The sequence below is a fragment of the Jatrophihabitans sp. GAS493 genome (genome assembly GCF_900230215.1).
Taxonomy (GTDB): Bacteria; Actinomycetota; Actinomycetes; order Mycobacteriales; family Jatrophihabitantaceae; genus MT45.
Genome location: NZ_LT907982.1, coordinates 657,030 through 683,845, shown reverse-complemented (window position 1 = coordinate 683,845; position 26,816 = coordinate 657,030). Strand labels below are relative to the sequence as shown.

The following is a 26,816-nucleotide window of genomic DNA, read 5'->3' as shown; positions in this document are numbered from 1 at the left end:
TCCATCTTGGCACCTCGGTCCGGATCGCCGCTCCTGCGGCCGCTACACGAGCAGCCCGGCCTCGCGGTCGCCGGCCAGGGCGCGGCGCTGATGTGCCCGTGAGCCAATCAGTGCCACGGCCGTTCCGCCGATCGCGTAGGCGGCGATCACCAACAGATGCCAGCCGATCCCCACCCCGGCGAAGTAGACGATCCGGCGAACGGTGTCGGTGCCGGCACCGTTCGGGAGCAGGAAGCTCATCGCCCGCCAGAACGGAGGCAGCAGGGATGGCTGGTACGCGCCACCGGCACTGGGGTTACCGAGCACCACGAAGACGAGAACGGTGATGCCGATACCGAGCACTCCGAAGAGCACCTGGAGCGCCATGGTGACCGCCGCGCTGGCGTAGACGATGAGGGCGCCGAGCCACCAGAGCGCGACGAAGTGTCCGGTGAGCGCGCCCAGTACCTGATCGACGATGAGGGCGCCGCCGAATCCGGAGGCGATGGCGTACGGCACTACGGCCAGCAGCCGGATGAGGGCCCGCCGGGGGGTTGCCGGCCGGGCGCCCTTCGAGACGCCGAGCAGGGCCGCGACCAGATAGCCACCGACGATCCAGCCGATCACCAGGTAGAAGCCGGTGAGTCCCCGCCCGTCTCCGGACTGCAGCGGAACGACGTCCTCCACGGCGACGGTGCGCTGCTGGCTGGCCTCAGCCTGCTGCACGACCTGCTCGACGGCCGAAGCGACCGACGTGCCGCCACCGGAGGCGATGAGGAGGCGGTCCTGCTTACCGGTCGGGTCGACGATCAGCGCCCCGGAGCGGGAGGTGTCGAGGATCTTCTGCCGAGCGATCGCCTCGCTGGCTACCGCGTCGACCTTGATCGGGCTGCCGTCGATGGCGTTGAGCTTCGCGACCAGTTGCGCCGAGGTCGAGGCCGGGGCGACGATCGCCACCGGTATGCTGTGCGGCCTCGGCGCGTGGAAGGCCCCCACGTAGGAGAGGATGAACCCCAACTGCAGGGCCAGGACCCCGACGACCAGGGCCACCGTCCGGGGGGAGATGGCGTCCCAGAGTTCGCTGAGGAAGCCCTGCTGGGCGGCTAGGGGGCCGTTCTCATCGGGCGTGGCGTCGTCGGAGTCGTGCTGGCGGGGCATGCGTCGCCTCTCGTCGGGCCCGGCGGGTCAGGTGTTGTTGGCGACGATTGCATCGAGGAGCACTCCGCCGATCTGCGACGGGTCGTTCACCTGATATGACTGCCCACCCGTCGCGTCTGAGATCTTCTTCAGGGCGGCGGTGTCCGCATCATGGCCGAAGCCGATCGTCACGATGCGAACCGGCTTTGCCGGGTTGTACTGCGTCTTCAGCGTAGCCAGTACGTCGGCCAGCGTGATGCTGCTGTTCGGGTCGACATTGGAGCCGTCGGTCAAGAGTGCGACGACATTGACCGCTTTCGGATCGTAGTGGCGGCTGCTGTCGGCGAAGGCGGCCAGCACCGTCGCATAGAGTGCCGTGTTCCCGCCGGTCTGCTGCGGGAGGGCGCGGTCCGCCGCCAGCAGCTGCGGCCGATTCCGGCCGACGATGCCGAGCGGGACGAGTTCGGTCCAGGGATTGGCCGGGGGAGCCTTGGTGGAGAAGACCCAGAGGCCGACGGTCCAACTCGGCGGCACCACGCTGGTGGCGACCTGGGTGGCCTTGGAGGCGATGACGATCTTCGAGCTGCCGCCCGGGACCGCCGGATCATTCATCGAACCGGAGACGTCGATCACCGAGAGCATGTGCGACGGTTTCAGCGCGGCCTGCCAGAGCCGGCCGGAGAGGGCCTGCAGCTGCTCCGGTGGGGCCGGCGCCGCCTCGACGACCGGCGACTCGACCCCGAGGAGCGTGGCCGCCCCGGCCAGCGGCGCGGCCTGCTCGTCCCGCAGGCCGAGTTGGGCGAACTGGAGCCGAGCGGCGGCGGAGGTGAGTGTCTTGGCGAAGGCCGCCGCGCCGGCGGCGCCGCTCGGGGACGGGTTCGTGGAGGCGACGGTGAGGATCGGATAGTCCAGCAGCACCGCCGGGCCGGCCGGGTAGATCGCCTTGGCCAGCACCGTCCCGGCCTGCTGGTTGGCGGCGTAGACCTGCTGCTCGCTGGTCACGAACGAGCGGGCCGTGGACGGGTTGGCCTTGAAGCTGGCGAACCCGTCGGTGGGCGAGGTGAGCGGAGCGGTCTGCATGCGCATGAAGAGACCGACGACCTGCGCTTGCGCTCCCGGCTCGGTGCCGGCCTGCGACGCCGCCGTGGTCGTGATGAGCGCGCCGGCGCCGGAGGTGCGTGGATCGGCGATCGAGATCGGCACGCTCCCGGAGAGAACTCCCTTCCATCCGGCTGCGGCCTCGCTGCCGAGCGCGGCGCTGCTGCCCGCCGCCGCCGCGACGACGAGCGGCGAGGTCCCGGCCGAGCCGACCTGCGTCACCAGCGATGGGCGGACGGCGGTGAGCTTGCTGCTCCACGTGGTCGAATCGGGAAGCCAGACGGTGGGTGCCGCGGCTGAGGCCAGTTCCGAGACCACCGACGATGGGTCCTGAACGGTGACCGCGGCCTGCGCGCAGGCTCCGTCGACGGACGGCTTGCTGGCCGTCCATTTGTTGGCCAATGCCTGCACGGCCGGCAGGAGCTCGGCGCTGACTACCACCGGCACGTTGAGATTGCCGGTGCAGGGTGTCTTCGTCGCCGCGGCCTGACCGGCGGTGGTGGCGTCGTCGCCGGGTTTGAAGGCGAAGTAACTGGCTGTGCCGGCAACCAGGAGGGCGACGACGACGCCGGTCAGCACTCGGCGGCGGGGGCGCGCGGACCTGGCTTCCCGGGCCGGCCGCGCCCGCCGAGCAGGCTGGGGCGAGTCGCCCGTCCCACCTGAAGCACTGTGCCGTCCTGCCATGCTCCGGTGGTCCTCACTTACTTGCGATCGGGTATGGCCCGCCGGATTCGCGATTCGCCGGCTCGAGTCATGTTACCGATGAGTTGGGCGTCACACCGTTCTGCGTCGTTGCGCGACGGCGCACGACGGCGCGCCCACCCTTGGCCGGGGCGAAGGCGACACCACGGGAGTGCCAGCGTTCGTCCGGCTCGCCAGACGGAATGAGCTCGAACTCCCGCAACAGCGTGCGCAGCACGACGTTCATCTCCATATTCGCGAAGGCCGCACCGATGCAGCGTCGGGTCCCACCGCCGAATGGAACCCACGCGTAGGTGTCGGGATGGGTGCCGAGGAAGCGGTCCGGGTCGAAGACAGCCGCGTTCGGGAAGATCGAGTCGTCATGGTGCACCAGGTCGATGCCGACCATCACCGTGTAGCCCTGGGGAATGCTCCATTCACCGAGGCGCATGCTCGGGGCGAGCACGCTGCGTGCGGTCAGGTCGATGACTGACCGGTTGCGCTGAACTTCGAGGATCGTGGCTTGGCGCAGTTCCGAGCCGCCGGCATCCACCTCGGCGACCAGTCGAGTCAGGATGTCCGGATGCCGACGCAGGCGTTCGATCGCCCAGGCCAGAGTGGTCGCCGTCGTCTCGTGCCCGGCGGCGAGCATCGTCAGGAGCTGGTCGGCGATCTCCTCGGTCGTCATGGATTGGCCGTCGTCGTAGGTGCTACGCAGCATGATGGCGAGCACGTCTTCCCGCTCAGCCAGCCCGGGGTCGGATCGGGCCTTGTCGATCAGCGTCTGGAGTATGGCGTCGAATTCGCGGCGGTAGCCGGCGAAACGCCCCCACGGCGTCCACCGCTGGTAGCCCAGTCGCGGTGTCGGGACGAACATCAACCGCGAACCGAGTTCGACGAGCTTGGGGAGCAGCACTCGCAGTGAGTCGAACTCCGCGCCCTCCGCTCCGAAGACCGCGCGCAGGATCGCATTGAGGGTGATCCGCATCATCGGGGGGAGGGTCTGGATCTCCTGCCCCAGCGGCCAGGTCGCAGCCTCGAGCAGCGTCTCCTCCTCGATGATCGCCTCGTATCCCTGCATTCGCTTGCCATGAAACGGCGGGACGAGCAGTTTTCGCTGCCGCAGATGGGCCTTCCCGTCGAGGTTGAAGAAGGAGTTCCGGCCGAGCACCTGCCCGAGATTCGGCTGCACGGTGCCGGCGACCTCCGGGCTGGTCATGAACAGCTGTCGCACCAGAGCCGGATCGCTGATGACGACCGAGGGTCCGAATATCGGAATGTTGGTTGAGAAGGCCGGCCCGTAGCGGTTGCGCAGCCACCGCAGTGTGCGCCGCCGGGAGGCCAGGATGGCTAGGCCCACCACGGCTCGGGGTAGCGCCGGACCCGGTGGCAGCACCGCATCGTGAACCGCCTCTTCACCCCGCATCGTCCACGTCATGGGCACTCCATTCTCGAAGACGGTACGCCTGCGTACCGCGAGCTGGCAAGATGGCTTAAGAAACTGCCGGAAGCTCAGCGAAACACTGATTGGACAACACCACAGATCAGACAGATCGGATACCGTAATAACGTGACGACCCGTGAAACCCTGACCACCGAGGTTGTTGCCACGGGTTTCGGGCCTGCGAGTCGGCCCCGATCGACCGGAACGGACGAGCCGGGCTCGTTCCGGCACCGGCTCCTGGACGGGCTCGCCGCCTCGATTCGGGAGAAGGGCTTCCGGGACTCCACGGTGGCCGACATCGTCCGGAATGCCCGCACCTCACGCCGCACCTTCTATGCCGAGTTCAACAGCCGCGAGGAGTGCTACATCGCGCTTCTGACGACGGTGAACGAGCTGATGAAGCTGCAGATCGCGGCGGCGGTAGACCCAGCGGCACCCCGCGAAACCCAGATCCAGCGGGCGATCGAGGCCTATGTCGAGGCGGTCGTATCAGAGCCCGAGATCACCCTGAGCTGGATCCGCGAACTTCCCGGCCTCGGCGCCATCGCTCACGAGGTGCAGCGCAGCACCCTCGAGACGATCATCGAACTGCTACTGCAACTGGCCGACAACGACCAGTTCCGGCGCGACGGGGCTGGTCCGGTGTCGCGGGAGATGGCGACGCTGCTGCTCGGTGGGATCCGCGAACTCACCGCGACCATCGTCGAGGACGGCGGTGACATCCGAGGGGTCACCGGCGTCGCCGTTCGAGCGGCGACGCTCCTGCTGGGGCCGGCGAGCGTCGGTAAGCCTTGATCGCTGCGCTTGGCTGGGGCGCGCTGGCCGCGTCGTCACTGGTCATCGGGGCGTGGCTCGGCATCTTCCGCGCTTGGCCGCAGCGTTGGATCGGAGCGGTGCTGGCCTTCGGCGCCGGGGCGCTGATCAGTGCCGTGAGCTTCGACCTCGCCGAACAGGGTGCCGCGCTCGGTGGTGCGCATGCGGTGGCGGCCGGGCTCGCTCTCGGTGCGATCACCTACTTCCTAGCCAATCGCTACGTCGAAGGCCTGGGAAAATCGAGGGATTCCGGTTCGGACTCGGCCGCCGGCTCCGGCGCCTCGCTCGCCCTCGGGGCCCTGCTTGACGGCATACCCGAGCAGGCGGTGCTCGGTATCGGCCTGGCGATCGGCGACAGCGTAAGCGTCGGACTGCTGGCGGCGATCTTCGTCTCCAACCTGCCGGAGGCGATCGGGTCGTCGACGCAGATGCTGGCCGCGGGACGGCGAGCTGGTTGGATCCGCCGGCTGTGGTTGCTCATCGCCGCGGTCTGCACGCTGGCCACCGTAGGCGGGTACGCCCTCGCTGGGGTCGCATCCCCCGGATTCCAGGCCGGAATCGACGGCTTCGCCGCCGGAGCGCTCCTGGTGATGCTGATCGACGCGATGATCCCCGAGGCCACCCGCAAGACCGGGAATGCCGCCGGGCTGATCACCGTCCTGGGGTTTGCCGTCGCGGCCGCCCTCTCCACGGTCAGCTGAGCCCTTCCCACTCCGGGCTCGGAGAACTACGTTCGAAGAAGCGCCCTCCGCCGGACCTCGCGTCCCCACCCCGACTATTCGCCGCTGGCCCAACTCAAGGTACTCATGCGCTCGCTTCGCAGCTTGGCTCTCGCCGCCGCGTCGATGCTCCTCCTCGGCGCTACGGCCGGATGCGCGCCGAGCAGTCAGAGTCAGGCCGTTCGGGCGATAACCGCCTGGAATCTATGGGCAATCTGTGCGCCGTCGGAGAACTCGCTGGTGCGCACGACGCGGGTGCTCTTCGACGCCGGCGAGGCTCGGTCGTGGTGCACTGCGGGGGCCAACCTGCCGGCCAGCGTGCCGGCCGCCTCGGCGTTGCTGGCCTTCCGCGAGCCATCCGGGCTCAGCGCGCTGGCCCCGCGCATCGACCGGCTCCTCTTCGATCCGTCCAGTCGTGCCTTCACCCTTGAGCTGACCCCGGCCACCCCTTCGGCTCCGGCAACCGGGACCACGGCCGAGGAGCACTACGTCGTCGTGCTGGTCGAGTTGGCCCGCCGCCTTGTCCCGATCGGCGCGGCTGTCATCGACAACGGGATGACAACGGGATGACCGCGGGATGACCGCTAGCGCGTCGACTCCATAGCCCTCGCCTATCGGCGGTACAGCCCGACATTGGCCGTACGGGCGATCTCGTAGGCCTTGTCCTGCTCGGCGTCCAGCCGGGCCTGATAGTCGGGGAGGCTGTTGGCGATCCGGCTCAGGATCCGGCGCTCCAACACCTCCTGAGTTCGCTGATCGACGCGGATGATGCTGAACTCGGTTGCATGGCCTTCGTTGATGGCCCGCGAGTCGGCCCACCAGAGCGACGGCCGCACGCTGATGTCCTTCTCGCGCCGGCCGCCGTTCGGCTGGCGGCTCTTGCTGATCAGGTACACCGCCGCCAACAGCGCGATGAACAGGACGATCCCAAGAATCGCGAAGCCGATCAGCCGAGCCGCCATCTTCCGTCTCCTAGTCCGTCTCTCGGTCCGTCTGCTGGTCCGTCTGCCAGTCCGTCCGGGCGAGAGCGTATCGCCTTACTTCGTAGGAATGGCGATGTTGCCGTTGCCCGGCGCATAGACCGTGATTCCCTTGGGCAGCGCCTGGGTCAGATCGATCTGGGCGCAGACCGGGCAGGCGGCGTACCCAGCCTGCTTCGCTGCGTTCGCGCGCGCCTCGATCTGTGCATTCTTCAGATCGGCCTGGCTCTGGGAGACCGAGGCGAAGGCCGACTGTGCCTTGGAGATGGCCGCCTGCACGCTCGGGTCCAGATCGATCTTGGCCAGATTGAAGCGCACGTTGGTCAGGTACGGCCCGCCCAGCGTCTCGTTCAGGTCGGAGAGCAGCGAGCTTGAGATGCCGGCCTCGATCTTGGCTAGGTTGACGTTTCCGGCCCCGACGGTCGACGGGTCGACGGTGGCCGTTGCGTTCTGCACCAGCGAGCAGGAGCTCACCAGGTCCTGGCAGCGAACGTCACCCACGCTGGTGCGCAGATCGTTGTTGATGACCGGTTCCACGATCTGATCGAGGAAGCAGGAGAACCCGGCGTCGCCCTCCCAGACGGATCGCGAGTTCTTGTCCGGGCAGTTGAACTTACGGGTGCCGTAGGCATTGTCGAAGGCTTTGAGCACCGAGTACGAGCCGTCGGAGCCGGGCAGCGTGTTGATGGTGAAGTAAGCGGTTCCCTCGATCCCGACGTTCACGCCGTCGCTGGTCGGCACGGTGACGGACTCGTTGCTGTCGGCGTTGGCCGATGAGCTGATCGTGAAGAACCGTTGCGACGTCGGGTACTCATGCATTGACGAGTACATACCGATGTTGGTTCGCCCGGACGAGGACTGCAGGACCTGCCGGATCTTGGTGTTGTCGAACGGGCCACCGTTGCGCACGATGGCCACGTGCCCGCCGTCGGTGCTGCCGAACGACTCGCCTTCCCAGACCAGGAAGTAGATCACCGCGACCGAGACCAGCAGGGCGATGCCGGCGATCAGCGTAGTGCGCCCCGGCCCATGGGCGACGCTGGCCGACTCATCGGTCTGGGGACTGTGACGGCTGCGAATGCTGATCATGTAGTTGGTTCTCCTGAGGCCTGCACGCTTGCTTGACGGTCGGACGCTACCAACCCTCAGCCGCCGGTGTGGCTCGGAGTGACGAAGTCTGATCGACCCGCTACTGCAGGTAGTCGAGGTCTCACTCCGGCTCCGTCAATCCTGAAGATCCACCGGAGCGCAGTGGATTGGCTGTGAAATTGGCGCTAGATTGACCGACTGGAGCGCGATGGGTGCTTGAACCGACGGGAATCTGTGACAGACGAAGCAGCACTCTTCAGCGGGTCAGCCGCACTCCGCCGCCGCGGCCCGATCCTCCCAATTCCGCGTGGCGTTGGAGACAGCCGACGTACCGTGCTCTGGCCCGCCGTCGCTATCTGGCTTGCCGCCCGCGCCTTCGGAACGTCGGTCGGCCTGCTGGCGAACACGCTCCATCGGTCGGTCGATCCTCGCTACGCCGGAAGTGGCTCGTACTTCCGCCTCTTCATGCACTGGGACAGCGGCTACTACGTTGCGATCATCCAGCACGGGTACTTCGGCTCTCACATCGCCGGAACCGCGCAGGCATTCTTCCCCGGGTATCCGGTGGTGGCCAAGGGCGTCGCCGAGGTGATCAGCGGTGGACGGATCACCCCGCTCAGCATCGAGGTCGCCCTCTGGCTGGTGACGACCGTGGCGTCCCTCGGTGTCGCTCTACTGATCTGGACGTTGGCGAACGAGGTCGGCGGGCGTCGAGTCGCCCTGGCGGCAACCGTTCTCTTCATGTTCAGCCCGTATTCGGTATTCCTCCTGGCCTCCTACTCCGAGGCGCTCTTCCTGGTATTTGCGATCGGAGCGTGGCTCTGCGGGACCCGGCAGCAGTGGCTGTTCGCCGGCCTACTCTGCGCGGCGGCCTCGTTCACTCGGATCAATGGACTCTTTCTCTTCATTGCCTTGCTGGTCATGTTCGGGCAGCAGTTCCGACAGCAGCGGCGACCTCTCCTGTCCCGTGACCTGGTCGGGCTCTGCTTCGGCCCGGTCGGCCTCGTCGCGTACTTCGGGTTCCTGGCCGCGAAAACCGGCCATCTCAACGAGTGGCAGCGCCAGGAGCAACTCGGCTGGGGGCGTCGGGCGCAGTGGCCCTGGCAGACCGCGGTCCACACGGTCGGCAAAGCGCTCAACGCGACTAGCCCGGACCGTCGGGTGCAGTTCGCTCTGGACCTGGTCTTCGTCGCGATAGCGGTTATCGCAGCTGTGCTGTTCCTTCGAGGCCGCCAATATGCCGAGGCGACGCTCATCGTCGCCACCCTGGTCAGTCTCATGACGAGCTATACCTACGTATCAGCGGCGCGCTACGAGTTGTCGTTCTTCCCGATCTTCATCGGACTCGCCGACTATGCCACGGCCGCCGGACGAAGTAGGACGCTGCTGCGGGTGGTATTCGCGCTATGCGTCATCCTGGCCGTCTACAACACGAGCGCCTTCAGTCTTGGATATTGGGCGGACTGACCGTGCCGCCGCGAGCGAACTACTAGCCAGCGAGCAGCACCCGTACGGCGGTCGTCGCCATGACGAGGGCGACGAACCCGTCCAGCAGGCGCCAGGCCCGCGGGCTTCGGAAGAACGGGATCAGCAGCCGCGCCCCGAAGCCGAGCGCCACGAACCAGCCGATGCTGGCGACCATGGCTCCGAGACCGAACCACCACTCCTGGCTGCCGTGGCTGTTGGCGACCGATCCAAGCAGGACGATGGTGTCGAGGTAGACCGCCGGGTTGAGCCAGGTGAAGGCCAGCGACGTCGCGACCACCACGGCCAGCGAGGTGACGACTCCCTGATCGGCGGCGGGCGCCGACTCGCCGCGCAGCAGGCGTCGAATAGCCAGCGCCGCGTAGATGAGAAGCACGCCCGCCCCCAGGAACCGGACCACTTCGAGTAGCCCGGCGCGACCGTGAAGCGCAACACCGACCCCGCCGACACCGGCAAAGATAAGGACAACATCGGAGAGTGCGCAGATCGCGACTACCGCCAGCACATGGCTGCGTAGCAGCCCCTGCCGCAGAACGTAAGTGTTCTGGGCGCCGATGGCCACGATGAGCGACAGCCCGAAGAAGAGGCCGGCGGCCAGCGCGGCCGGCGCGGTTAGGGCGGGCGAGGTCATGATTGCTAAAGCTAGCGATCGGCCAGGCTGTAGTCCAACTAATGATTCTGATGAACCATTAGTATTGCTAATCATGCAGGCGGACGCGGCGAACCTGAACCCGGCCCAGCTGGAGGCGCTCGCCGCCGCTGTCTCGGAAGGCACCTTCGAGGCGGCGGCCGGCGCGCTGCACGTGACCCCGTCGGCGATCAGTCAACGCATCAAGGCTCTGGAGACGATGGTCGGTCGAGTCCTGCTGACCCGCGGCAAACCGGTGCAGCCAACGCCCTCCGGCGAGCTGCTGCTGCGACTGGCCCGGCAGATTCAGATGATCACGGCCGACGCGGTGCAGGAGATCCGGCGAGCGGACTCCCTCGGTGCGCCCGGCCGGGTGGTGATCCCGCTGGCCGTAAATGCCGACAGCCTGGCCACCTGGCTGCTCCCGGCTCTGGCCGCAGTCAGCTCCTCGCTGCTCTTCGACCTACACCGCGACGACCAGGAACGTACCGCCGAACTATTGAGACAGGGCGCGGTGATGGCCGCCGTAACGTCGTCGGCCGATGCTGTGCCGGGCTGCAGCGTCGAGCGTCTGGGCCGGATGCGCTATCGCCCGACGGCCTCGCCGGCATTCATCGACCGCTGGTTCGCCGACGGCGCCACCGTCGCGAGTCTGGCCCGGGCACCGGTCGTCGTCTTTGATCGCGGAGACCGGCTGCAAGACGACTACCTGGCCACCCGATCGCGCCGGACGCTCGATCCGCCGCGTCATCACGTCCCGGGCTCAGGCGCCTTCCTCGAGGCGGTCCGGCTCGGCCTCGGTTGGGGCATGGTCCCCGACCTGCAGAACCCAGCTGTGCCCGTCGGACCGCCCGTCGGCCCGGCACTCGTGCCGATCGAGCCACGGGGTCGAATCGACGTCGACCTCTACTGGCAGCAGTGGCGGCTACGCTCGCCGTCGCTGGACCTCGTGGCCGACGCGGTGCGAGTCGCCGCCGCAGAGATGCTCTGACCGGCGCTTTGACCGGCTCCGTGCGACCTGAGTAGCGGCGACGCCCTCCTTCACCCTCAGACCGGCTGCAACTCCAACTGCCATGGATCCACCGAAGGTTGCGCCGGCTCGGCAATGGGGGAGACAGAGTCGACCGGCGGCCGATGCGATGCCGGCTCCGAAGACGAGCGTCCCTTCTTCGCGGCCCGACGAACCTTGCGTGACTGCGCCGCCGCCACCGACTGGGTGACCGGGCAGGTCGCATTGTGGACGTACCGTCGAGGCGCGACACTGCCCTGGGAGACCAGTAGCTCGTGCTGCTGCCAGCCCTGCATCCACTTCCAGGTGGTGCTCAGTACGGCGGTTGTCGCGGTCAGCATGAAGGCGGCGATCTGGCTCGGATCCAGTGCCACACCGGGGACGTTCTTCCCGACGAATCCGGCCAGCCAGCCGGCGAAGATGGCGAAGAACGGAGCAAACACGGTGACGATGCGTCCGAGCTTGGACGCCTCGGTAGTGCATTCGGGGCACGTGCAGGGCTTGGATTCCTTCTCCATCTTCGACTCCGGTTGATTGACGTCGGGTCACTTCAGGTCCGCCGCAGGCAGCTATGCAGAACCAGAGTTCACCGTGGCCAGGCTGATACACCGGGTATCGGAGATACGATCGCGACAAATGCCGAACGAACCACTTACCGCTGCCGACCTCCAGTCGGAGATCGACGCGCGCAGCTGGTTCCTCACCCCGGCCGCCGCCGGGGAGAGTCAGGCCGATTCCTTCCTGCGTCTAGCGATCCTCAACTTCGACAGCGACGGCCCAGGTAAGCGAGCCGAGGCCGCCCGCCAGTTGGCCGAGCAGCCGGACTTGCCGGCCGCAGACATCGCAGTCGCCGCGGCGGTCGCCGACGTGCCGTCGGTGCGACGAATTCTCGAAGCCGACCCGCCCGCCGCGACCCGCCCCACCGGTCCCTACGGCTGGAGCCCGTTGATGTACCAGGCCTACGCCCGGCTCGACGCGCCGATCGGCCGGTCGGCGACGATCGAGACCACCCGACTCCTCATCGAAGCCGGGGCCGATCCGAATGACGGACGCTTCTTCCTCGGCCTGGCTACCCCATTCACCGTGTTGACCGGGGTCTTCGGGTCCGCCGACGAGCAGCGACCGGCGCACCCGCAGGCGGCCGGGCTAGGCCGGACGCTGCTCGAGTTCGGGGCCGCGGCCAACGACGCTCAGACCCTGTACAACCGGATGTTCCAACCCGACGACGATCATCTTCGACTGCTCTTCGAGTTCGGATTGGGGCAGAACGACCCACCCGGCGTCTGGCATCAGTTACTCGGGGACGCCCTCGACTCGCCCGCCGCGATGGTCGGCAGCGTTCTGAGCTGGGCGGTGACCCATGACCAGCGCGAGCGGGTCGCGCTGCTGGCCGAGCAAGGCGTCGACGTCAGTTCGCCAACCGTCAGAGTTCCCTGGTCGAGAGGGTCAACCTCGACGCCGATCGCCTTGGCCCTTACCACTGGCAATGCTGGCGTTGCCGCACTGCTTCGCGACCTCGGCGTGCCAGAGGCCGAGCTGGACGGGGTCGACTCCTGCATCGCGGCGCTCCTGGCAGCCGACGCCGGGGCGGTCGAAGCAATAGAGGCAGTCCACCCGGGCGTGCTCGCCGCGACCCGGGAGCGGCGCCCCGCGCTAGTTGTCTGGGCGGCCGGACGGGGACGGTCAGAGGTCGTCGAACTGCTGGTAAGTAAAGGGTTCTCGGTGAATGCTTTGGGGCGAGCCGACGTTGCGGTCGACCAACCGTGGCAGACCGCCCTGCATACCGCGGCCGGCGACGGAGACGCTGAGCTGGTGCAGACGCTGCTCACCCTCGGCGCCGATCGCGCACTGCGCGACCGGCGCTTCGACTCAACTCCGCTGGAGTGGGCCGAACACTTCGATCACCAACAAATCATTGATGTTCTGAAGCGCGAGTAGCGATCACGTTACTTTGACGGCTGCGGAAGGTCGCAGCTCAGCTTCGGGTTGAGGCCTAGGTAGTTGAGCGGCCCGGCGACGATGGTCACCGCGATCGTGCTGGCCTTCGCGCACGTCTGTGTCGAATCCTTGAAGTAGTGACGCTGTCCGGCGGCGAGAACTCCGATGAGCAGCCAGACGACGACGATGGGGACGAGAATGCCATATCCCCGGCGAGTCATTCCGTATCTACGTTGCCTAGTTGTGGTCACAGAAACCATTTACCCAACAAGGAATTCGTCCAAACGGGCCCAACTGGCACACCTAACGGCGACGTTACGACGTGCGGACCACGACCGCGCCGGCCAACGTCGGAATGACGACGTCCGGGCCGGAGACTGCCGGCGTGGCGAAGCGGTTCGCCTCACCGACGGCGATCTGGGCGACGCTGCGACCGGTCTCCGGGTCGAGGCTGTGCAGAACGCCGCCGCGGGTATCCATGACCCAGATCCGCCCGCCGCCGAGCACCGGCGACCCGGTTATCGAACTCGCCGCGTGCCACCGCACGTGCAGGTGCCCGGTGTCGTCCACTCGCACCGCGCGCACCCCGTCTGTGCAGGGAAGGTAGACGTCGTCTGCCTCGACTGCCGCGCCGCCGAAGGATCGGCAGATCTCCTGCATGTCGACCTGGCCGCCGATACCGCCCAGGGCCGACTGACGGAGCACGTACACGGGTCCGGACTTGCCACCGAGCACGATCCACTTCGAGCCGACCAGGCTGACGCCCTGCGATCCGAGGCCGACGTCACCCTGGTTGTTCTGGGCCCAGTCCGACGGGGCGAAGGAGTCCAGCAACCGGGCCGACGCGTCGAGCCTGAGCACGCTGTTGGTGTGGTCGTAGGCCTCGCCCGGAAAGGCCGCGCCGTTGGCCGACACGACGAGCACGTTCCCGTCGGCGTCGATCGTCGGGCCATTCGGATTCCAGATTCCACCGCCGCGCACTGTCGGTGGGCTGTAGAAAACTGGTGCGCCCCGGCCGTCGAGCGCCACTGCGACCACGCGCCCCTTGTAGTCGCCGCAGTCACCGGCCTGCGCGCCGAAGGAGACCCAGACCCGGCCGTGAGCGATGGCCAGTGCGCCGCGCTGCTGCATGTCCTTCGCACTCACTCCCGGTAGGTCGACGCTGCGGCTCCAGCGGACCGCCCCGGTCGTCGAATCGAGCGCGTAGAGCTCGTGCCGCACCGCCCCGCCATGTTCGGCCACCAGGTAGATCGAGCCGGTGCCCGGGTCATAAATCGGAGTGCCGGTGATGCCGAGCGGGTCGATGTTGCCGCAGAGGCGTTCCTGCGCCGGCGAAGGCGAACCGAGGCTTCGTCTCCAGACCGGTTGGAACTTCGAGTCGAAGGCGTAGACGGAATCGTTCTCGGTGGCGAGGATTGTGAGCCCGTGCACGATCAAGGGCGAGGCGAGGACCTCCCCGTCCAGCGTGAAGGAGTGAATCAGCTGCAGTGGCCCGTTGGCGGCCGGCATGCTGGTCGAGCGCCCGCTGCGGTCGGGCGAACCGTGGTACATCGGCCAGTCTGCCGACGACAGGCCGGCCGACGAAACGCCAGCCGTGGACGGGACAGCGATAGACCGGCCGGCGGTGGACGGGCCGGCGATGGACGGGTCGGATGCCCTTGTTGCCGAGGGGCTGGCGTTATCGGCGGAACTCGTGCAGCCGGCCAGCGCTGCGATCGCGATGATCAGCAGCGCCACGGTGCGGTTCGCTCCCGTCGCCATACTTCAGTGTGCCGCCTCCCGCTGTTCTGGTCACGCCCCCCAATTCGGGTCACGCCCGAGGAAGCGGAGTAGGCGCTCGGCGGCCCCGGAATCGCCGCCCGCGGCGCCGCTCACGATCGGACCGAAGACGCCGTATTCGCGCAGCGGCTCGGCGATGATCTGCGCGGCGGGCTCCAGGGCGACCGCCAGCTCGTTGCTCAACGGCGAAGGCTGGCCGGTGGCCATGGCGATGTCCCAGGCGTGGATCGCCGCGTCCATGGCGCAGGCGGCGACGGCGTACTCCGGCGGCATTTTCCCCTGCGGGAGCGGGGTCGGCACCGTCTCCGTCGCTGCGGAGACCGCGGCCCAGGCCGCCGCCGAAGCGGCCAGTGCGGGGTTGAGGAGTTCGGCCGCGGTGCCGGGCTCGCTTCCCGACGGCTGAAACGGGTCATAGTCCGGCAGCGGACCGGCGCCGGCGACGGTCGCGGCCCAGGCCAGCTGATCACCCGCGGCGTGCTCGAGAACCTGCCGGGCGCTCCACTGGTTGCAGGGGCTCGGGCTCGGCCAGGCGTCCGGTTCGACCTCCTCGACAACGCTGCGGAGCGCCGAGAACGAGCCGTTCAAGACGGCCCAGAGAGCAGGTGATGCTTCGGTCATTGCAGCTACCCTTTCGTCAGAAAATCTGAACGGAATGTTTCCTTCCGTTCAGAGTATCAGAACGGAATGGTTCGTTCCAGTGCTATTCTCGCGAGATGAACTCCCCATTGAACGGCCGGCGGGCTGAGGCGGCACGGAACAACGAGCGCATCCTCGACGCCGCCCGCCGGGTGTTCCTGGCTGACCCCGGGGCACCCATCTCGGCCGTCGCGGCAGCGGCTGAAGTCGGCATCAGTGCCCTCTACAGTCGTTATGACGGTAAAGACGGTTTGTTACGGGCGCTAGCACTCGACGGGCTGGAGCGGTATATCGCCGACCTGCAGCTCGCCTTGCAGGACGGGCGCGACGACGCCTGGAGCGTCTATGCCCAGTTCCTGCAGCGGGTGGTCGAGGGCGGATCGCAGGCACTGGCCCAGCGGCTGGCCGGCACTTTCGCTGCGACGCCGGAGTCGAGCGCCCTCGCCCGTCGCGCGGGGAGGCTGTCGACCGAGCTCTTCGGGCGCACCGCGGCCGCCGGGGTACTCCGTCCGGAGATCACGGTCGAGGACGTGACGATCCTGCTGGAGATGCTGATGGAGGTTCGACTGCCTGGCGCCGATGGCGGCCGGCAACTGCGGCTGCGCTATCTCGCCTTGGTGCTGGACGGCCTGCGCGTCGGGGCCGTCGAGTCGCAGGCACCTTCGCCGCTGCCTGGGTCGGCGCCGAAGCCGGGAGTCCTCGGCGAGCGCTGGCGGACCCCGAAACCCGAGTAGCGTGCCGAGGCCGCTCAGGCCAGCCACCCACCGAGCAGCCCGGCGAACTGCTCCGCCTCCTCGAAGGGGAGGTAGTGACCGGCACGGGCCAGACAGCCGTAGCTCGCCTGCGGGAAGCGTTCCAGCAGGCTGAACTGGTCGCGGAACCCGGCGATCCGATCCCGCCGTCCGGTGATCAGCGCGACCGATCCATCGAAGATCCGGTCCGACGCCTCATCCGACAGCGGGTACCCCGTCGCCCGCAGCCGCATCAGGTAATCCTCGTCGGTCGGGGCATTGGTGGCGAAGGCGGTGGTGAGGCGATCGGCGATCAGCTGCTGCTGATTCCCGACGGCCACCCTGAAATGCTCCTGCAGCGCCGGTGGCACCGTGGCCAGCCACTCCGGCTCGGGATCCGAGGCGAGGACGCCGCTCAGGTCGCGCCGCAGCGGGTCGATCCTCACCCCGGAGCAGACCAGCAGCATCGCCCGAACCTGCGCCGGTCGTCGTCGGGCCAACCCGGCGGCCAGGTAGCCACCGTAGGAGCAGCCGATCAGACGTAGCGGTGCGTCGCCGAGCAGCGTCTCGACGGTCTCCTCGATCGCATCCAGCACCGCGTCAGAGGTGGGCGCGACCGGGTCGGAGTCGCCGGTGCCGGGAAGGTCGAGGTACAGGCGACGCCAGTTGCCGGGGTTGCCCGATCTGGCGACCCGCTCGAAGGCTGGTTCGATCGCGGCGGCGGTGACCGTGCCGTCGAGTCCAAACCAGGGCAGTACCAGGATCGGGGCACCGAGCCCGCAGCTGAAGCTGCCGAGCGGCGGGCGGGCGAGCATCAGGCCGGCGTCTCAACAACTGGCGGCTGGGAAGCTGAGCGCTGGGATTCGGAAGGTTGGGCAGCCGCCCAGCTGACCTCCGGTTCGATCACGATCTCGGCGTTCAGCGTGTTCGCGATGTAACACTCCTCGTGGGCCTGAGCGACCAGCGCCGACACCCGCTCCAGGTCGACCCCGTCCGCGACCACGATCTCTGGCCGCAGCGTGATCGTCGTGATCCGCATCGGGCCCCGCGTCACCGGCATGAGCGCTTCGGCCTCGTCGCGGTAGCCGAGCACATCGACGCGAGCGCGTGCGGCTAGCGCGAGAAACGACAGCATCTGACACGATGCGGCGGCCGCGAGCAGAAGTTGCTCGGGGTTCTGCAGCGGCCGATCACCGAGGAAGGACGGGTCAGCGCTCACCGCCAGTTCGGCGGCCGCCGGCGGCGTCTGGACCAGGTGGGCCCGGCTGTAGTCGCGGTAACCGGATGCGGTCGACCCGCTCCACCGCAGCTGGGCTACGTAGCGATGGATCATGTGGCGTTCATGATGGGTTGCCGGGCGCCGTCAGACGGGCGACACTCGGAGCGGATTCGGTCATACCTCGACCTAACCACTTTCGCGCCATGGCGACTACGCAATTGCGGATCGAGGGCAATCACGCATCGAGCAGACTCCGGTCGTCTGTGGCACGCTTGACTCGTGCGTCCGACGCTCTACGAATTCGCGGGCGGGGCCCCGGCCTTCCTGGCTCTGGCCACGGCCCACCATGCGCGTTGCCTGGCCGACCCGGAACTGAACCATCCCTTCTCCCACCCCGACCAGAATCCGCAGCACGTACAACGGCTGGCGGCGTACTGGGGTGAGGTATTCGGCGGCCCACCGGACTACTCGACGGCGATGGGCGATCAGTCTGAGGTGCAGCAGATGCACTCGGGCAACGGCGACATGACCGATCTGGGGCGGCGCTTCGTGGAGTGCTTCGTGGTCGCCGCCGACGATGCCGGCCTTCCGGCCGACTCCGAGTTCCGGGCGGCGCTGCGGGCGTATATGGAGTGGGCGGTGGCCGACGTGCTCGTCTACTCCGCTCCCGGCGTCGACGTACCGCGCGGGCTCGCCATGCCTCACTGGTCGTGGGATGGCCGGCAGGACTGAGCGATCCCGACGACCTCCTAGCCGGTGACGAAACCGGGGGGAACGTCGCCGTCAGCGCCGACCTCAGCCCAGGTCGGGTCGACGCTGCGCACCCGCCCCGGCGCGTCACTGAGGCCTAGACTATCCAATAATTGCTGGCACTTCTCGGCCGGTCCCACCGCGACGATCGCGACCCGGCCGTCGGCGAGGTTGCGGGCCGAACCCTGCAGACCGAGCGCCACCGCCTGGCTCCGAGTCCACCAACGGAAGCCGACGCCCTGAACGTCGCCGCTGACGAGCACCTCCAGGCGAACCGGTTGCATGGCCTTCACCTAAGCACGGCATGCTATGCGTCATGATCATGGCCTTTCCGTCACCGACTGATCCCGTCGATTCGCGGGCCGAGGTGCTGCTGCGCTACCTCGACTATTTCCGCTCCCGGATCATCGACAAGCTGCTGTCCCTGCCCGACCACGAGCTGCGGGTGAGCCGGCTGCCCACCGGGTGGACTCCGATCGAGCTGGCCAAACACCTGACTTTCGTGGAGCTTCGCTGGCTGGAGTGGGGCTTTCAGGGGCGCGAGGTAGCCGGGCCGTGGGGCGATCGGGTCGGCGAGCGCTTCCACGTATCGCGGGAGGAGGGTTTCACCGATCTGATCGCCGGACTCAAGGCGCAGGGTCGGCGTACCCGCGAGATCGTCGAGGGGAGTGACCTCGACGCGGTCGGCGCGCCTGGACCCCGCTGGGACGGTGCGCCGCCGGCGACGCTGGAGCGGATCCTGCTGCACCTGATCCAGGAGTACGCCCGGCACCTCGGGCAGCTGGACATCGTTGCCGAGATAGCCGGTGGCGAGGTCGGGGAGTAGCCGGGTCAACCGCTCAGCGCCGGACGGCCTGCAGCGTGTAGGTGTGTGGCAGTCGCTCCGGGCGAGTGCGCAGCCGGTACTCGCCGTTGGGTAACTTCACCATCTGTCCTGGCAAGGCCTCCCAGGGCACGCTGTCATGCTCGACGAGCATGGTGAGCTCCAGCCCCGCGTCCATCAGGGCGGTGACGATCTCGCCGATTCCGTGGCTCCAGTCCGCTGACGTCGTGTGGACGAACTGGTGGTCGGTCTCGACGTAGGTGCCCGGTTCATCCCAGACCGTCGGCGTGGGCTGCTCGAAGTAGGGGAAGTCCACGACCAGCAGGTCGTCGTCCCGGCCGTCCTGCAGCGACCAGAGCATTGGATGCCCCTCACGCAGATGCAGCCGCCCGCCCGGACGAAGCAGGGTGGCGACGACATCGGCCCAGCGCCGGATCGACGGCAGCCAGCAGAGTGCGCCGATCCCGGTGAAGACGAGGTCGAAGGAACCCGCTTCGAGCACCTCGGGAGCCGAGTAGACCTCCGCCTCGACGAAGTCGGTCGGGCTGCCGGTGCGGGCGGCGAGGATGCGGGCCTGGGTGAGCGAGGCGGGGGAGAAGTCGAGTCCGGTCATCCTCGCGCCGAGCCGGGCCAGCGAGATGGTGTCGGTGCCGATATGGCACTGCAGGTGGACGCCGCGCAGTCCGGTGAGGTCGCCGAGGCGGGGCCGGTCGAAGCGGATCACCTCGGAGAGGAATTGCCGGTCCTCGACGAATTGCGAGAACGCGTAGTTATCGGAGGCGGCGTGCGGTGCGGCCCGCTCGTCCCAGTGCCTGCGGTTGAGCTCAGCCCATTCGTCCATGACTGCACCCTGACATGACATCGGGGGCGAAGTCACGCGACTTTTCGCCGGATCATCAAGATCTCGTCGGGGTCCTCCGGTGAGGGGCCGGCCGGCACGAAGCCGTGCCGCCGGTAGAGCGCGATGGCCTTGGAATTCCCCGCCTTCACCGACAGTCGGACCGCAGGCTCCGCGCCGGCCCACTGCAGCCCGGCGGCGACCCACTGCAGCACGGCGGCCACGGCCGCGTCGCCGACGCCAAGCCCGCGAGCTGACGGGGCGACCCAGAGGGAGATCAGCTCGACCATGCCGTCGGCGCCCGGCCTGGTGCCGCTTGCCATCCCCACCGGCACCGAGTCGAGCAGTAGCACGGCGTTGAATTCGACGTCGTCGAGGCGAGCGCGCCAGCGATCCTCTGTGTCGCCCCGCCCGGACCACTCGGCCAGCGTCGAGCCGAAGGCTCCGGGCGACTCGCGGAGAGCGTCGCGCCGCAGAGCGCGCCAGAGTCGCCAGTCATCGGCGGTCAGAACCCGAACTTCGATCATGCCGTCCAGTCTCGCGCGCGTGCCGCCTCTCTGTCCGCACACCGTCAATGCGAGGATCGAAGGCAACCCCCGAAATTGGTCCCACGACGGTGCCAGGTCAGGAGACGGTATGCCAGCGGATGAGAATCGTGACCCGGAGGCGACTCCTCCAAGCACCCCTCTGGTGCTGGTGATCATGGGCGTATCCGGCAGCGGCAAGTCGACGGTGGCCGGCCTGCTGGCCGGCCGCCTCGGCTGGGACCTGGCCGAGGGCGACGACATGCACCCAGCGGCCAATGTCGCCAAGATGGCGGCCGGTCACCCGCTGGATGACGAGGATCGCTGGCCCTGGCTCGACACCATCGCCGCCTGGATCCACCAGCACGAGGCGAGCGGCACACCCGGCATCATCACCTGCTCGGCTCTGAAGAAGATCTACCGCGACCGGCTGCGGGGCCACGACGTCGTCTTCGTGTTTCTCTCCGGCAGCCAGGATCAGATCGCCACCCGCCTCACCGCGCGCCACGGGCACTACATGCCCTCCTCGCTACTCCAATCGCAGATCGACACCCTCGAAGCACCGACGGCCGACGAGAACGCGCTGACGATCGCCGTCGGCGGTACCCCCCAGCACGAGGTAACCGAGATCGTGAATCGCCTCGATCTGAAGCCCATTCCCCCAATCAACTGAATCGGAGCTGGCATGACAGCACCCTTGCTCGCGAATTCGACGCTCGCCGCGGCCAAAGCTTCTGAACCGTGGAACTCCCATGACACGCGGTTGATGGTGGTCACGGTCCTGGGTATCGCCCTCATCGTGCTGCTCATCACCGTCGTCAAGATGCATCCCTTCCTGGCGTTGATGCTCGGCTCGGCCTTCGTCGGCTTCGCGGCCGGCGTGCCGTCGGCCAAGATCATCACCAACTTCGAGAACGGTGTCGGGGCCACGCTGCAGGAGGTCGGCCTGCTCATCGCGCTCGGCGCCATGCTCGGGAAGCTGCTGGCCGACTCCGGCGGCGCCGACCAGATCATCGACAAACTCCTCTCCAAGACGCCGCCGAAACTGGTGCCCTGGGCCATGTCACTGGTCGCCGTCATCATCGGCCTGCCGATGTTCTTCGAGATCGGATTGGTGCTGCTGCTGCCGGTGATCGTGCTCGTCTCGCAGCGCTCGAAGTTGAAGCTGATGCGGGTGGCGATCCCGGCACTGGCCGGCCTCTCCGCCCTGCACGGACTGATCCCGCCGCATCCCGGGCCGCTGATCGCGATCGCCGCCCTGCACGCACAGTTGGGCACCACGCTGGCGCTCGGACTGCTGGTGGCGATCCCAACCGTCGTCATCTGTGGCCCGCTGCTCTCCATCCCGATCACCCGTTGGGTCCCGGTCGATCCGCCGGCGGTTGCCGGTGGCGTCGACACCACCAAGGCCAAGACCCAGAGCGACGACGTGAAGCGACCGCCGACGTTCCTGGTCACCCTGCTGACGATCCTCTTTCCGGTCATGCTGATGCTCGGCAAGGCGCTGGCCGACATCATCTGGGACACGCCCAAGAACCCACCGCAGATCCGGGTCTTCTTCGACTTCATCGGCGAGCCGCTGGTCGCGTTGACCCTCGGCGTGCTGCTGGCCATGGTGACGTTCGGGTACGCGGTCGGCTTCACCGGTAACCGGATCTCCAGCCGGATCGGTGCCAGTGTCGGCCCGATCGCCGCGGTGCTGCTCATCGTCGGGGCCGGCGGCGGCTTCAAGCAGACCCTCATCGGCGCCGGGGTCGGCGACACGGTGGCCAAGTTCGCCAACGGTGCCAACATCTCCGTCCTGGTACTGGGCTACCTGATCGCGGTTGCGCTGCGGCTGGCCACCGGCTCGGCGACGGTCGCCACCATCACCGCGGCCGGTATCGTCGCCCCGCTGGCCACGGACCTGACCTCGACCCATGCCGCCCTGCTAGCGCTGGCCATCGGCTGCGGGTCGCTGTTCCTGTCGCACGTGAACGACGCCGGATTCTGGCTGGTGAAGGAGCTCTTCGGCCTCACCATCGGGCAGACGTTCAAGAGCTGGTCGGTGATGGAGACGGCCGTCTCCGTGGTTGGCTTCAGCTTCGTGATGGGGCTGTCAACGGTTCTCTGATCCCTCGCCCCGGGCCGGCACGGCCCGACCTCACAGGGTGCCCCGGCGCCGGTGAGGAGATCGAAACCCGTACGTACGGCCGACGGTGACCTTCGCGTAATGCCCGCGACATAGCTTGCTTCGCAGTGGGCAGCAGAGCGAGGGGCAGATGACGACCGTAAGCCAGCGGGCGCCGGCCACGAGCGTCAAGACCGTCTGCTCCTACTGCGGCGTCGGCTGCGGCATGGTGCTGGAGGTCGCCACCGCCGAGGACGGAACCCGGCGTGTCCTCAAGGCGACCGGCGACAAGTCACACCCGGCGAACTTCGGGCGGCTCTGCACGAAGGGGGCCACCACCGCCGACATGCTCGCCGCGCCCGGTCGCCTCGCCCACGCGCTGGTCCGCCCGGCCCGCGGTGACGAGGCTGAGGCGACGGCGATGGACGTGGCGATCACGCAGGTGGCGAGGCGGCTGCGTCAGCTGCTGGACGAGCACGGCCCGGACGCGCTCTGCCTCTACGTCTCGGGGCAGATGACCACCGAGGCCCAGTACCTGGCCAACAAGCTGGCCAAGGGGTACATCGGCACCAACCAGATCGAGTCGAATTCACGCCTCTGCATGGCCAGCGCGGGCACCGGCTACAAGTCCTCGCTCGGCTCTGACGGCCCGCCCGGCTCCTACCAGGACTTCGACCGCGCGGACGTCTTCTTCGTCATCGGCGCCAACATGGCCGACTGCCACCCGATCCTCTTCCTGCGCCTGCTCGATCGGGTGAAGGCCGGGGCAAAGCTCATCGTCGTCGACCCGCGCCGCAACGCCACCGCCGACAAGGCCGACCTATTCCTGCAGATCCGGCCAGGCACCGACCTGGCCCTCCTGAACGGCCTGCTGCACCTGCTCGTGGCCAGTGACCACGTCGACCGGGATTTCATCGAGGAGTTCACCGAGGGGTGGGAGGCGATGGAGGAGTTCCTGGCCGACTACCCGCCGGCCGTCGTCGCCGAGGTCACCGGCATCCCCGAGGAGCAGCTTCTCCAGGCCGCGGCCTGGATCGGCGAGGCCGGCGAGTGGATGAGCTGCTGGACGATGGGGCTCAACCAGAGCACCCACGGCACTTGGAACACCAACGCGATCTGCAACCTGCACCTGGCCACCGGGGCGATCTGCCGTCCGGGGAGCGGGCCGTTCTCGCTGACCGGGCAGCCGAACGCCATGGGCGGCCGCGAGATGGGGTACATGGGCGGCGGCCTGCCCGGGCAGCGTTCGGTCGCGGTGGCCGAGGAGCGCGCCTTCATCGAGGACCTCTGGGGAGTGCCGGGCGGAACCCTGCGCACCGACGTGGGGACCGGGACGATCGACATGTTCGAGCAGTTGGCCGCCGGCCGGATCAAGGCGTGTTGGATCATCTGCACCAACCCGGTCGCCTCCGTCGCCAACCGCAAGACCGTCATCGACGGGCTGGAGGCGGCCGAGTTCGTCATCACCCAGGACGTCTTCGCCGAGACCGAGACGAACGCCTACGCCGATGTGGTGCTCCCGGCCGCAATGTGGGCCGAGTCGGAGGGGGTGATGGTGAACTCGGAGCGGAATGTGACGCTGCTGCGCGCCGCGGCCGACCCACCGGGCGGCGCGCTGCCGGACTGGCAGATCATCGCCCGCATCGCCTGCGAGCTCGGTTACTCAGACGGCTTCTCCTACAACAACGCCGAGGAGATCTTCGAGGAGATCAAGCGGACCTGGAACCCGAAGACCGGTCATGATCTGCGGGGGATCAGCTACCGGCGGCTGCGGGACAACCCGGTGCAGTGGCCGAGTGCGCCCGGCTCGCTGAGCGACCGCAGCCCGATCCGCTACCTCAACGACGGCGTCAGTCAGCACCTGTTCGCCCGCGATGACGGCCACGCGCCACGGCTGGCCTTCGCCACGCCGAGCGGCCGGGCCGTCTTTCAGGCCCGTCCACACCTGCCGCCGGCCGAACTGCCCGACGACACCTACCCCTTCGTGCTCAACACCGGACGGCTGCAGCACCAGTGGCACACGCTGACCAAGACGGGGCGCGTCGCCAAACTCAACAAGCTCAACCCCGGACCCTTCGTCGAGCTGCACCCGGCCGACGCGCAGCACTTGGGGATAGCTGAGGGCGATCAGGTGGAGCTCGCGTCGCGCCGCGGGCGGGCGGTGCTGCCGGCCCAGCTCACTGACCGGGTGCGGCCGGGGAACTGCTTCACGCCGTTTCATTGGAACGACGTCTTCGGTGAGTACCTGAGCGTCAACGCGGTCACCAATGACGCCGTCGACCCGATCTCCTTCCAACCCGAATTCAAAGCGTGCGCGGTGAGCCTGACCCGGGTCGCCGGCGCGGTGACCCGGGTCGCCGGCGCGGTGACCCGGCCGCCGGCGCAGGAGCAGCCGGCGCCGGCACCGATCAGCAGTCAGCTGAGCCTGAGCGATGCGCTCGAGACGCGTGAGCTGGCGAGCTTGGTGGCGATCGACACGCTCAACCCACCGGAATTCTCGGATGATCAGCGCACCTACCTGAGTGGGTTCCTGGCCGCGTTGACGATCAGCGACCCCAGCGTGACCGGCGTGCCGGTGCTGCCCCCGGGTGCTCCCTTCGATCCCGAACGGGCGCTCTGGGTGAACGGCATGCTCGCCGGGCGGTACTCGCGAACTCCGCGTCGCAGTGCTGGGCCGCCGGGCGAGACGGGCCCGGCGGCCGGTAGTCGGGAGGTGGTGATCGTCTGGGCATCACAGACCGGCAACGCCGAGGAGGTAGCCGCCAGCGCCGCTGAACGGATCGCCGCCGGACTGCGCCGCCCGCCCCGGCTGCTGGCCATGGATGAGTGCGACCCAACCAGCCTCACCCCACGCACCGACCTGCTCGTCGTGACCAGCACCTTTGGCGACGGCGACTCCCCGGACAACGGCGCATCCTTCTGGAGCGCCTTGAATTCGACGGATCTTCCGAAGTTGCACGGAATCCGGTACGCGGTGCTGGCGCTGGGGGATTCCAGCTACGACGACTTCTGCGGGCACGGCCGCAAGATCGACGAGCGCCTGGACGAGCTCGGTGCGCTGCGACTGCTGCCCCGGGTCGACTGTGAGCCGGACTTCGACGAGCAGGCCAGCGGATGGCTTGAGCAGGCGATCAACTCGCTGCGGCAGCAGCAGGCCCCACCGCGGCCGAGCGCTGTCGCTCCGGCTGTCGCCGGGGCGACTGGGGACGCTGCTGGGGGCGCGGCTGGAGCTGGGACGTCCCAACCAAACCGTTCGACCGAACGAGCCCAGCTGGTCGGCAATCGCCTGCTGAGCCTGCCCGGGGCTCAGAAGGAGGTACGCCAATTCACCTTCGATCTGAGCCAGACCGGTCTGAGCTACGAGGCCGGTGACGCCCTGGGCGTCATGCCGCAGAACTGCCCGCGCCTGGTCGCCGAGTGGCTGGATGTCACCGGAATGGCCGGGAGTGAGCCGGTGGAGCTTCCCGGGATCGGTTCGCTACCCTTCGGCGAGGCGCTGCAGAGCTCACTCGAGATCGCCCGGGCGGCACCGGAACTGCTGAGATTCATTGCTGAACGCTCCCGGGAACGGGAGTTGCAGCAGTTGCTACGCCCGGCGGCCAAGGACGCTCTGAACCAGTGGCTCTGGGGGCGGCAGGCGGTCGACATACTCGCTGAGTTCCCGGTGACGGCGACGGCGCAGGAGTGGTGCGGGGTGCTGAAGCGGCTGCAGCGGCGCCTCTACTCCATCTCCTCCAGCCCGATGACCGATGCCGCGACGGCCCGGATCACCGTGTCGGTGGTGCGGTATGAGAGCCAACAGTCCCTGTGGCGTAAGGGCGTCTGCTCGACTTACCTGGCCGACGCTCCGGACCGTCACGAGGTTGCGGTGGCGGTGCAGCGGGCGAAACAATTCAAGCCGCCGGCGGACCCCTCGACCCCGATGATCATGATCGGTCCCGGCACCGGGGTGGCACCCTTCATGGGTTTCCTGGCTGAGCGACGGGCCCGGGGTCACCACGGCAGCAACTGGCTCTTCTTCGGCGAGCAGCGCGAAGCCACCGATTTCTATTACCGAGACGAGCTGGCGGGGATGCAGCGCGACGGACTGCTCACCCGGCTGGACCTGGCCTTCTCCCGCGACCAGCGGGCGAAGGTCTACGTGCAGGACCGGATGCGGGAGCAGGGTGGGCAACTCTATGCCTGGCTGCAGGAGGGCGCCCACTTCTACGTCTGCGGCGATGCCTCCCGGATGGCCAAGGACGTCGACCAGGCGCTGCGCGAGATCGTCGCCCGCCATGGCGGGCTGAGCGAGGAGGCGGCCGCGGCGTACGTCAAGCAATTGACGGTAGACAAGCGATACCTGCGCGACGTGTACTGAGCTGTATCAACCGGGCGAGTAGCCGCCTCTAGCTGGTTGCCGCATC

Annotated in this window: 27 protein-coding genes; 12 read left to right on the top strand and 15 right to left on the bottom strand. The window is 68.0% G+C overall.

What is annotated here, in order from left to right:
• Nucleotides 1-42: 42 nt before the first annotated feature.
• The 3 genes from CPH63_RS03115 to CPH63_RS03105 all read right to left on the bottom strand — a co-directional run bounded on the left by CPH63_RS03115 (nt 43) and on the right by CPH63_RS03105 (nt 4,333).
• A complete protein-coding gene (locus CPH63_RS03115) occupies nt 43-1,137 on the bottom strand; it encodes a DUF3533 domain-containing protein (RefSeq protein ID WP_096301525.1) in 1,095 nt (364 codons plus the stop codon).
• Between the two features lie 27 nt (nt 1,138-1,164).
• Entirely contained in the window at nt 1,165-2,898 is a 1,734-nt protein-coding gene (locus CPH63_RS03110) for a VWA domain-containing protein (RefSeq protein ID WP_096301524.1), read from the bottom strand.
• A gap of 67 nt (nt 2,899-2,965) precedes the next feature.
• Nucleotides 2,966-4,333 (bottom strand): cytochrome P450, encoded by a 1,368-nt coding sequence (locus CPH63_RS03105; protein WP_197704547.1) that lies wholly within the window; start codon nt 4,331-4,333, stop codon nt 2,966-2,968.
• A gap of 243 nt (nt 4,334-4,576) precedes the next feature.
• Here CPH63_RS03105 and CPH63_RS03100 point away from each other — a divergent pair, with 243 nt between their 5' ends.
• The 3 genes from CPH63_RS03100 (at nt 4,577) to CPH63_RS03090 (ending at nt 6,441) form a co-directional block, all read left to right on the top strand.
• Nucleotides 4,577-5,134, top strand: coding sequence for a TetR/AcrR family transcriptional regulator (locus CPH63_RS03100; protein WP_371364831.1), 558 nt, complete (start codon nt 4,577-4,579; stop codon nt 5,132-5,134).
• On the top strand, nt 5,131-5,853 hold the full coding sequence (locus CPH63_RS03095; RefSeq protein WP_096301523.1) for a ZIP family metal transporter: 723 nt from the start codon (nt 5,131-5,133) through the stop codon (nt 5,851-5,853). The genes CPH63_RS03100 and CPH63_RS03095 overlap by 4 nt, the downstream gene beginning before the upstream one ends.
• Nucleotides 5,854-5,958: 105 nt before the next feature.
• The gene (locus CPH63_RS03090) at nt 5,959-6,441 is read left to right on the top strand and encodes a hypothetical protein (protein ID WP_096301522.1); all 483 of its coding nucleotides are present in this window, start codon (nt 5,959-5,961) and stop codon (nt 6,439-6,441) included.
• A 41-nt stretch (nt 6,442-6,482) separates the two neighbouring features.
• Here CPH63_RS03090 and CPH63_RS03085 read toward each other — a convergent pair whose 3' ends face one another.
• The gene (locus tag CPH63_RS03085) at nt 6,483-6,833 is read right to left on the bottom strand and encodes a hypothetical protein (RefSeq protein ID WP_096301521.1); all 351 of its coding nucleotides are present in this window, start codon (nt 6,831-6,833) and stop codon (nt 6,483-6,485) included.
• 75 nt (nt 6,834-6,908) lie between these two features.
• Nucleotides 6,909-7,940, bottom strand: a complete 1,032-nt coding sequence (locus tag CPH63_RS03080; protein WP_096301520.1) for an SPFH domain-containing protein — start codon at nt 7,938-7,940, stop codon at nt 6,909-6,911.
• A 234-nt stretch (nt 7,941-8,174) separates the two neighbouring features.
• Between CPH63_RS03080 and CPH63_RS03075 the strand changes: the two genes are divergently transcribed.
• Nucleotides 8,175-9,407: a mannosyltransferase family protein gene (locus tag CPH63_RS03075; RefSeq protein ID WP_157749236.1), complete on the top strand. Its 1,233-nt coding sequence runs from the start codon at nt 8,175-8,177 to the stop codon at nt 9,405-9,407.
• A gap of 22 nt (nt 9,408-9,429) precedes the next feature.
• Here CPH63_RS03075 and CPH63_RS03070 read toward each other — a convergent pair whose 3' ends face one another.
• The gene (locus CPH63_RS03070; RefSeq protein ID WP_096301518.1) at nt 9,430-10,056 is read right to left on the bottom strand and encodes a LysE/ArgO family amino acid transporter; all 627 of its coding nucleotides are present in this window, start codon (nt 10,054-10,056) and stop codon (nt 9,430-9,432) included.
• 73 nt (nt 10,057-10,129) lie between these two features.
• Between CPH63_RS03070 and CPH63_RS03065 the strand changes: the two genes are divergently transcribed.
• Complete coding sequence (locus CPH63_RS03065; protein WP_096301517.1) at nt 10,130-11,044, top strand: LysR family transcriptional regulator ArgP; 915 nt, start codon at nt 10,130-10,132, stop codon at nt 11,042-11,044.
• 56 nt (nt 11,045-11,100) lie between these two features.
• Here CPH63_RS03065 and CPH63_RS03060 read toward each other — a convergent pair whose 3' ends face one another.
• Nucleotides 11,101-11,580 (bottom strand): hypothetical protein, encoded by a 480-nt coding sequence (locus tag CPH63_RS03060; RefSeq protein WP_096301516.1) that lies wholly within the window; start codon nt 11,578-11,580, stop codon nt 11,101-11,103.
• Between the two features lie 118 nt (nt 11,581-11,698).
• On the opposite strand from CPH63_RS03060, the gene CPH63_RS03055 reads away from it, so the two are divergent.
• Entirely contained in the window at nt 11,699-13,000 is a 1,302-nt protein-coding gene (locus CPH63_RS03055; RefSeq protein ID WP_096301515.1) for an ankyrin repeat domain-containing protein, read from the top strand.
• An 8-nt stretch (nt 13,001-13,008) separates the two neighbouring features.
• Here the strand turns inward: CPH63_RS03055 and CPH63_RS03050 are convergent, their stop codons facing one another.
• The 3 genes from CPH63_RS03050 to CPH63_RS03040 form a co-directional block, all read right to left on the bottom strand.
• On the bottom strand, nt 13,009-13,221 hold the full coding sequence (locus CPH63_RS03050) for a hypothetical protein (protein WP_096301514.1): 213 nt from the start codon (nt 13,219-13,221) through the stop codon (nt 13,009-13,011).
• Between the two features lie 94 nt (nt 13,222-13,315).
• Complete coding sequence (locus CPH63_RS03045) at nt 13,316-14,761, bottom strand: PQQ-binding-like beta-propeller repeat protein (RefSeq protein WP_096301513.1); 1,446 nt, start codon at nt 14,759-14,761, stop codon at nt 13,316-13,318.
• 30 nt (nt 14,762-14,791) lie between these two features.
• Nucleotides 14,792-15,397, bottom strand: coding sequence for a TIGR03086 family metal-binding protein (locus CPH63_RS03040; protein WP_096301512.1), 606 nt, complete (start codon nt 15,395-15,397; stop codon nt 14,792-14,794).
• Nucleotides 15,398-15,492: 95 nt separating this feature from the next.
• On the opposite strand from CPH63_RS03040, the gene CPH63_RS03035 reads away from it, so the two are divergent.
• Entirely contained in the window at nt 15,493-16,149 is a 657-nt protein-coding gene (locus tag CPH63_RS03035) for a TetR/AcrR family transcriptional regulator (protein WP_197704546.1), read from the top strand.
• A 14-nt stretch (nt 16,150-16,163) separates the two neighbouring features.
• On the opposite strand, the gene CPH63_RS03030 is transcribed toward CPH63_RS03035, so the two are convergent.
• Complete coding sequence (locus CPH63_RS03030) at nt 16,164-16,961, bottom strand: alpha/beta fold hydrolase (RefSeq protein WP_096301511.1); 798 nt, start codon at nt 16,959-16,961, stop codon at nt 16,164-16,166.
• Nucleotides 16,961-17,479 carry an OsmC family protein gene (locus CPH63_RS03025; RefSeq protein WP_096301510.1) on the bottom strand — a complete coding sequence of 173 codons (519 nt, stop codon included), beginning with the start codon at nt 17,477-17,479 and terminating at the stop codon, nt 16,961-16,963. Before CPH63_RS03025 ends, CPH63_RS03030 begins: the two co-directional genes overlap by 1 nt.
• A 165-nt stretch (nt 17,480-17,644) precedes the next feature.
• Between CPH63_RS03025 and CPH63_RS03020 the strand changes: the two genes are divergently transcribed.
• Entirely contained in the window at nt 17,645-18,097 is a 453-nt protein-coding gene (locus CPH63_RS03020; RefSeq protein WP_096301509.1) for a group II truncated hemoglobin, read from the top strand.
• Nucleotides 18,098-18,114: 17 nt separating this feature from the next.
• Here the strand turns inward: CPH63_RS03020 and CPH63_RS03015 are convergent, their stop codons facing one another.
• Complete coding sequence (locus tag CPH63_RS03015; protein WP_096301508.1) at nt 18,115-18,399, bottom strand: acylphosphatase; 285 nt, start codon at nt 18,397-18,399, stop codon at nt 18,115-18,117.
• A 32-nt stretch (nt 18,400-18,431) separates the two neighbouring features.
• On the opposite strand from CPH63_RS03015, the gene CPH63_RS03010 reads away from it, so the two are divergent.
• Entirely contained in the window at nt 18,432-18,941 is a 510-nt protein-coding gene (locus CPH63_RS03010) for a DUF664 domain-containing protein (RefSeq protein ID WP_096304910.1), read from the top strand.
• Nucleotides 18,942-18,954: 13 nt separating this feature from the next.
• Here CPH63_RS03010 and CPH63_RS03005 read toward each other — a convergent pair whose 3' ends face one another.
• Both CPH63_RS03005 and CPH63_RS03000 read right to left on the bottom strand, forming a co-directional pair.
• Entirely contained in the window at nt 18,955-19,779 is an 825-nt protein-coding gene (locus CPH63_RS03005; protein WP_096301507.1) for a class I SAM-dependent methyltransferase, read from the bottom strand.
• 32 nt (nt 19,780-19,811) lie between these two features.
• Entirely contained in the window at nt 19,812-20,303 is a 492-nt protein-coding gene (locus CPH63_RS03000; protein ID WP_096301506.1) for a GNAT family N-acetyltransferase, read from the bottom strand.
• A 109-nt stretch (nt 20,304-20,412) separates the two neighbouring features.
• Here CPH63_RS03000 and CPH63_RS02995 point away from each other — a divergent pair, with 109 nt between their 5' ends.
• The 3 genes from CPH63_RS02995 to CPH63_RS02985 all read left to right on the top strand — a co-directional run bounded on the left by CPH63_RS02995 (nt 20,413) and on the right by CPH63_RS02985 (nt 26,770).
• Nucleotides 20,413-20,973, top strand: coding sequence for a gluconokinase (locus CPH63_RS02995; protein ID WP_096301505.1), 561 nt, complete (start codon nt 20,413-20,415; stop codon nt 20,971-20,973).
• Between the two features lie 12 nt (nt 20,974-20,985).
• A complete protein-coding gene (locus CPH63_RS02990; protein WP_096301504.1) occupies nt 20,986-22,413 on the top strand; it encodes a gluconate:H+ symporter in 1,428 nt (475 codons plus the stop codon).
• A gap of 148 nt (nt 22,414-22,561) precedes the next feature.
• Complete coding sequence (locus tag CPH63_RS02985; RefSeq protein ID WP_096304909.1) at nt 22,562-26,770, top strand: bifunctional nitrate reductase/sulfite reductase flavoprotein subunit alpha; 4,209 nt, start codon at nt 22,562-22,564, stop codon at nt 26,768-26,770.
• Nucleotides 26,771-26,816 lie beyond the last annotated feature (46 nt).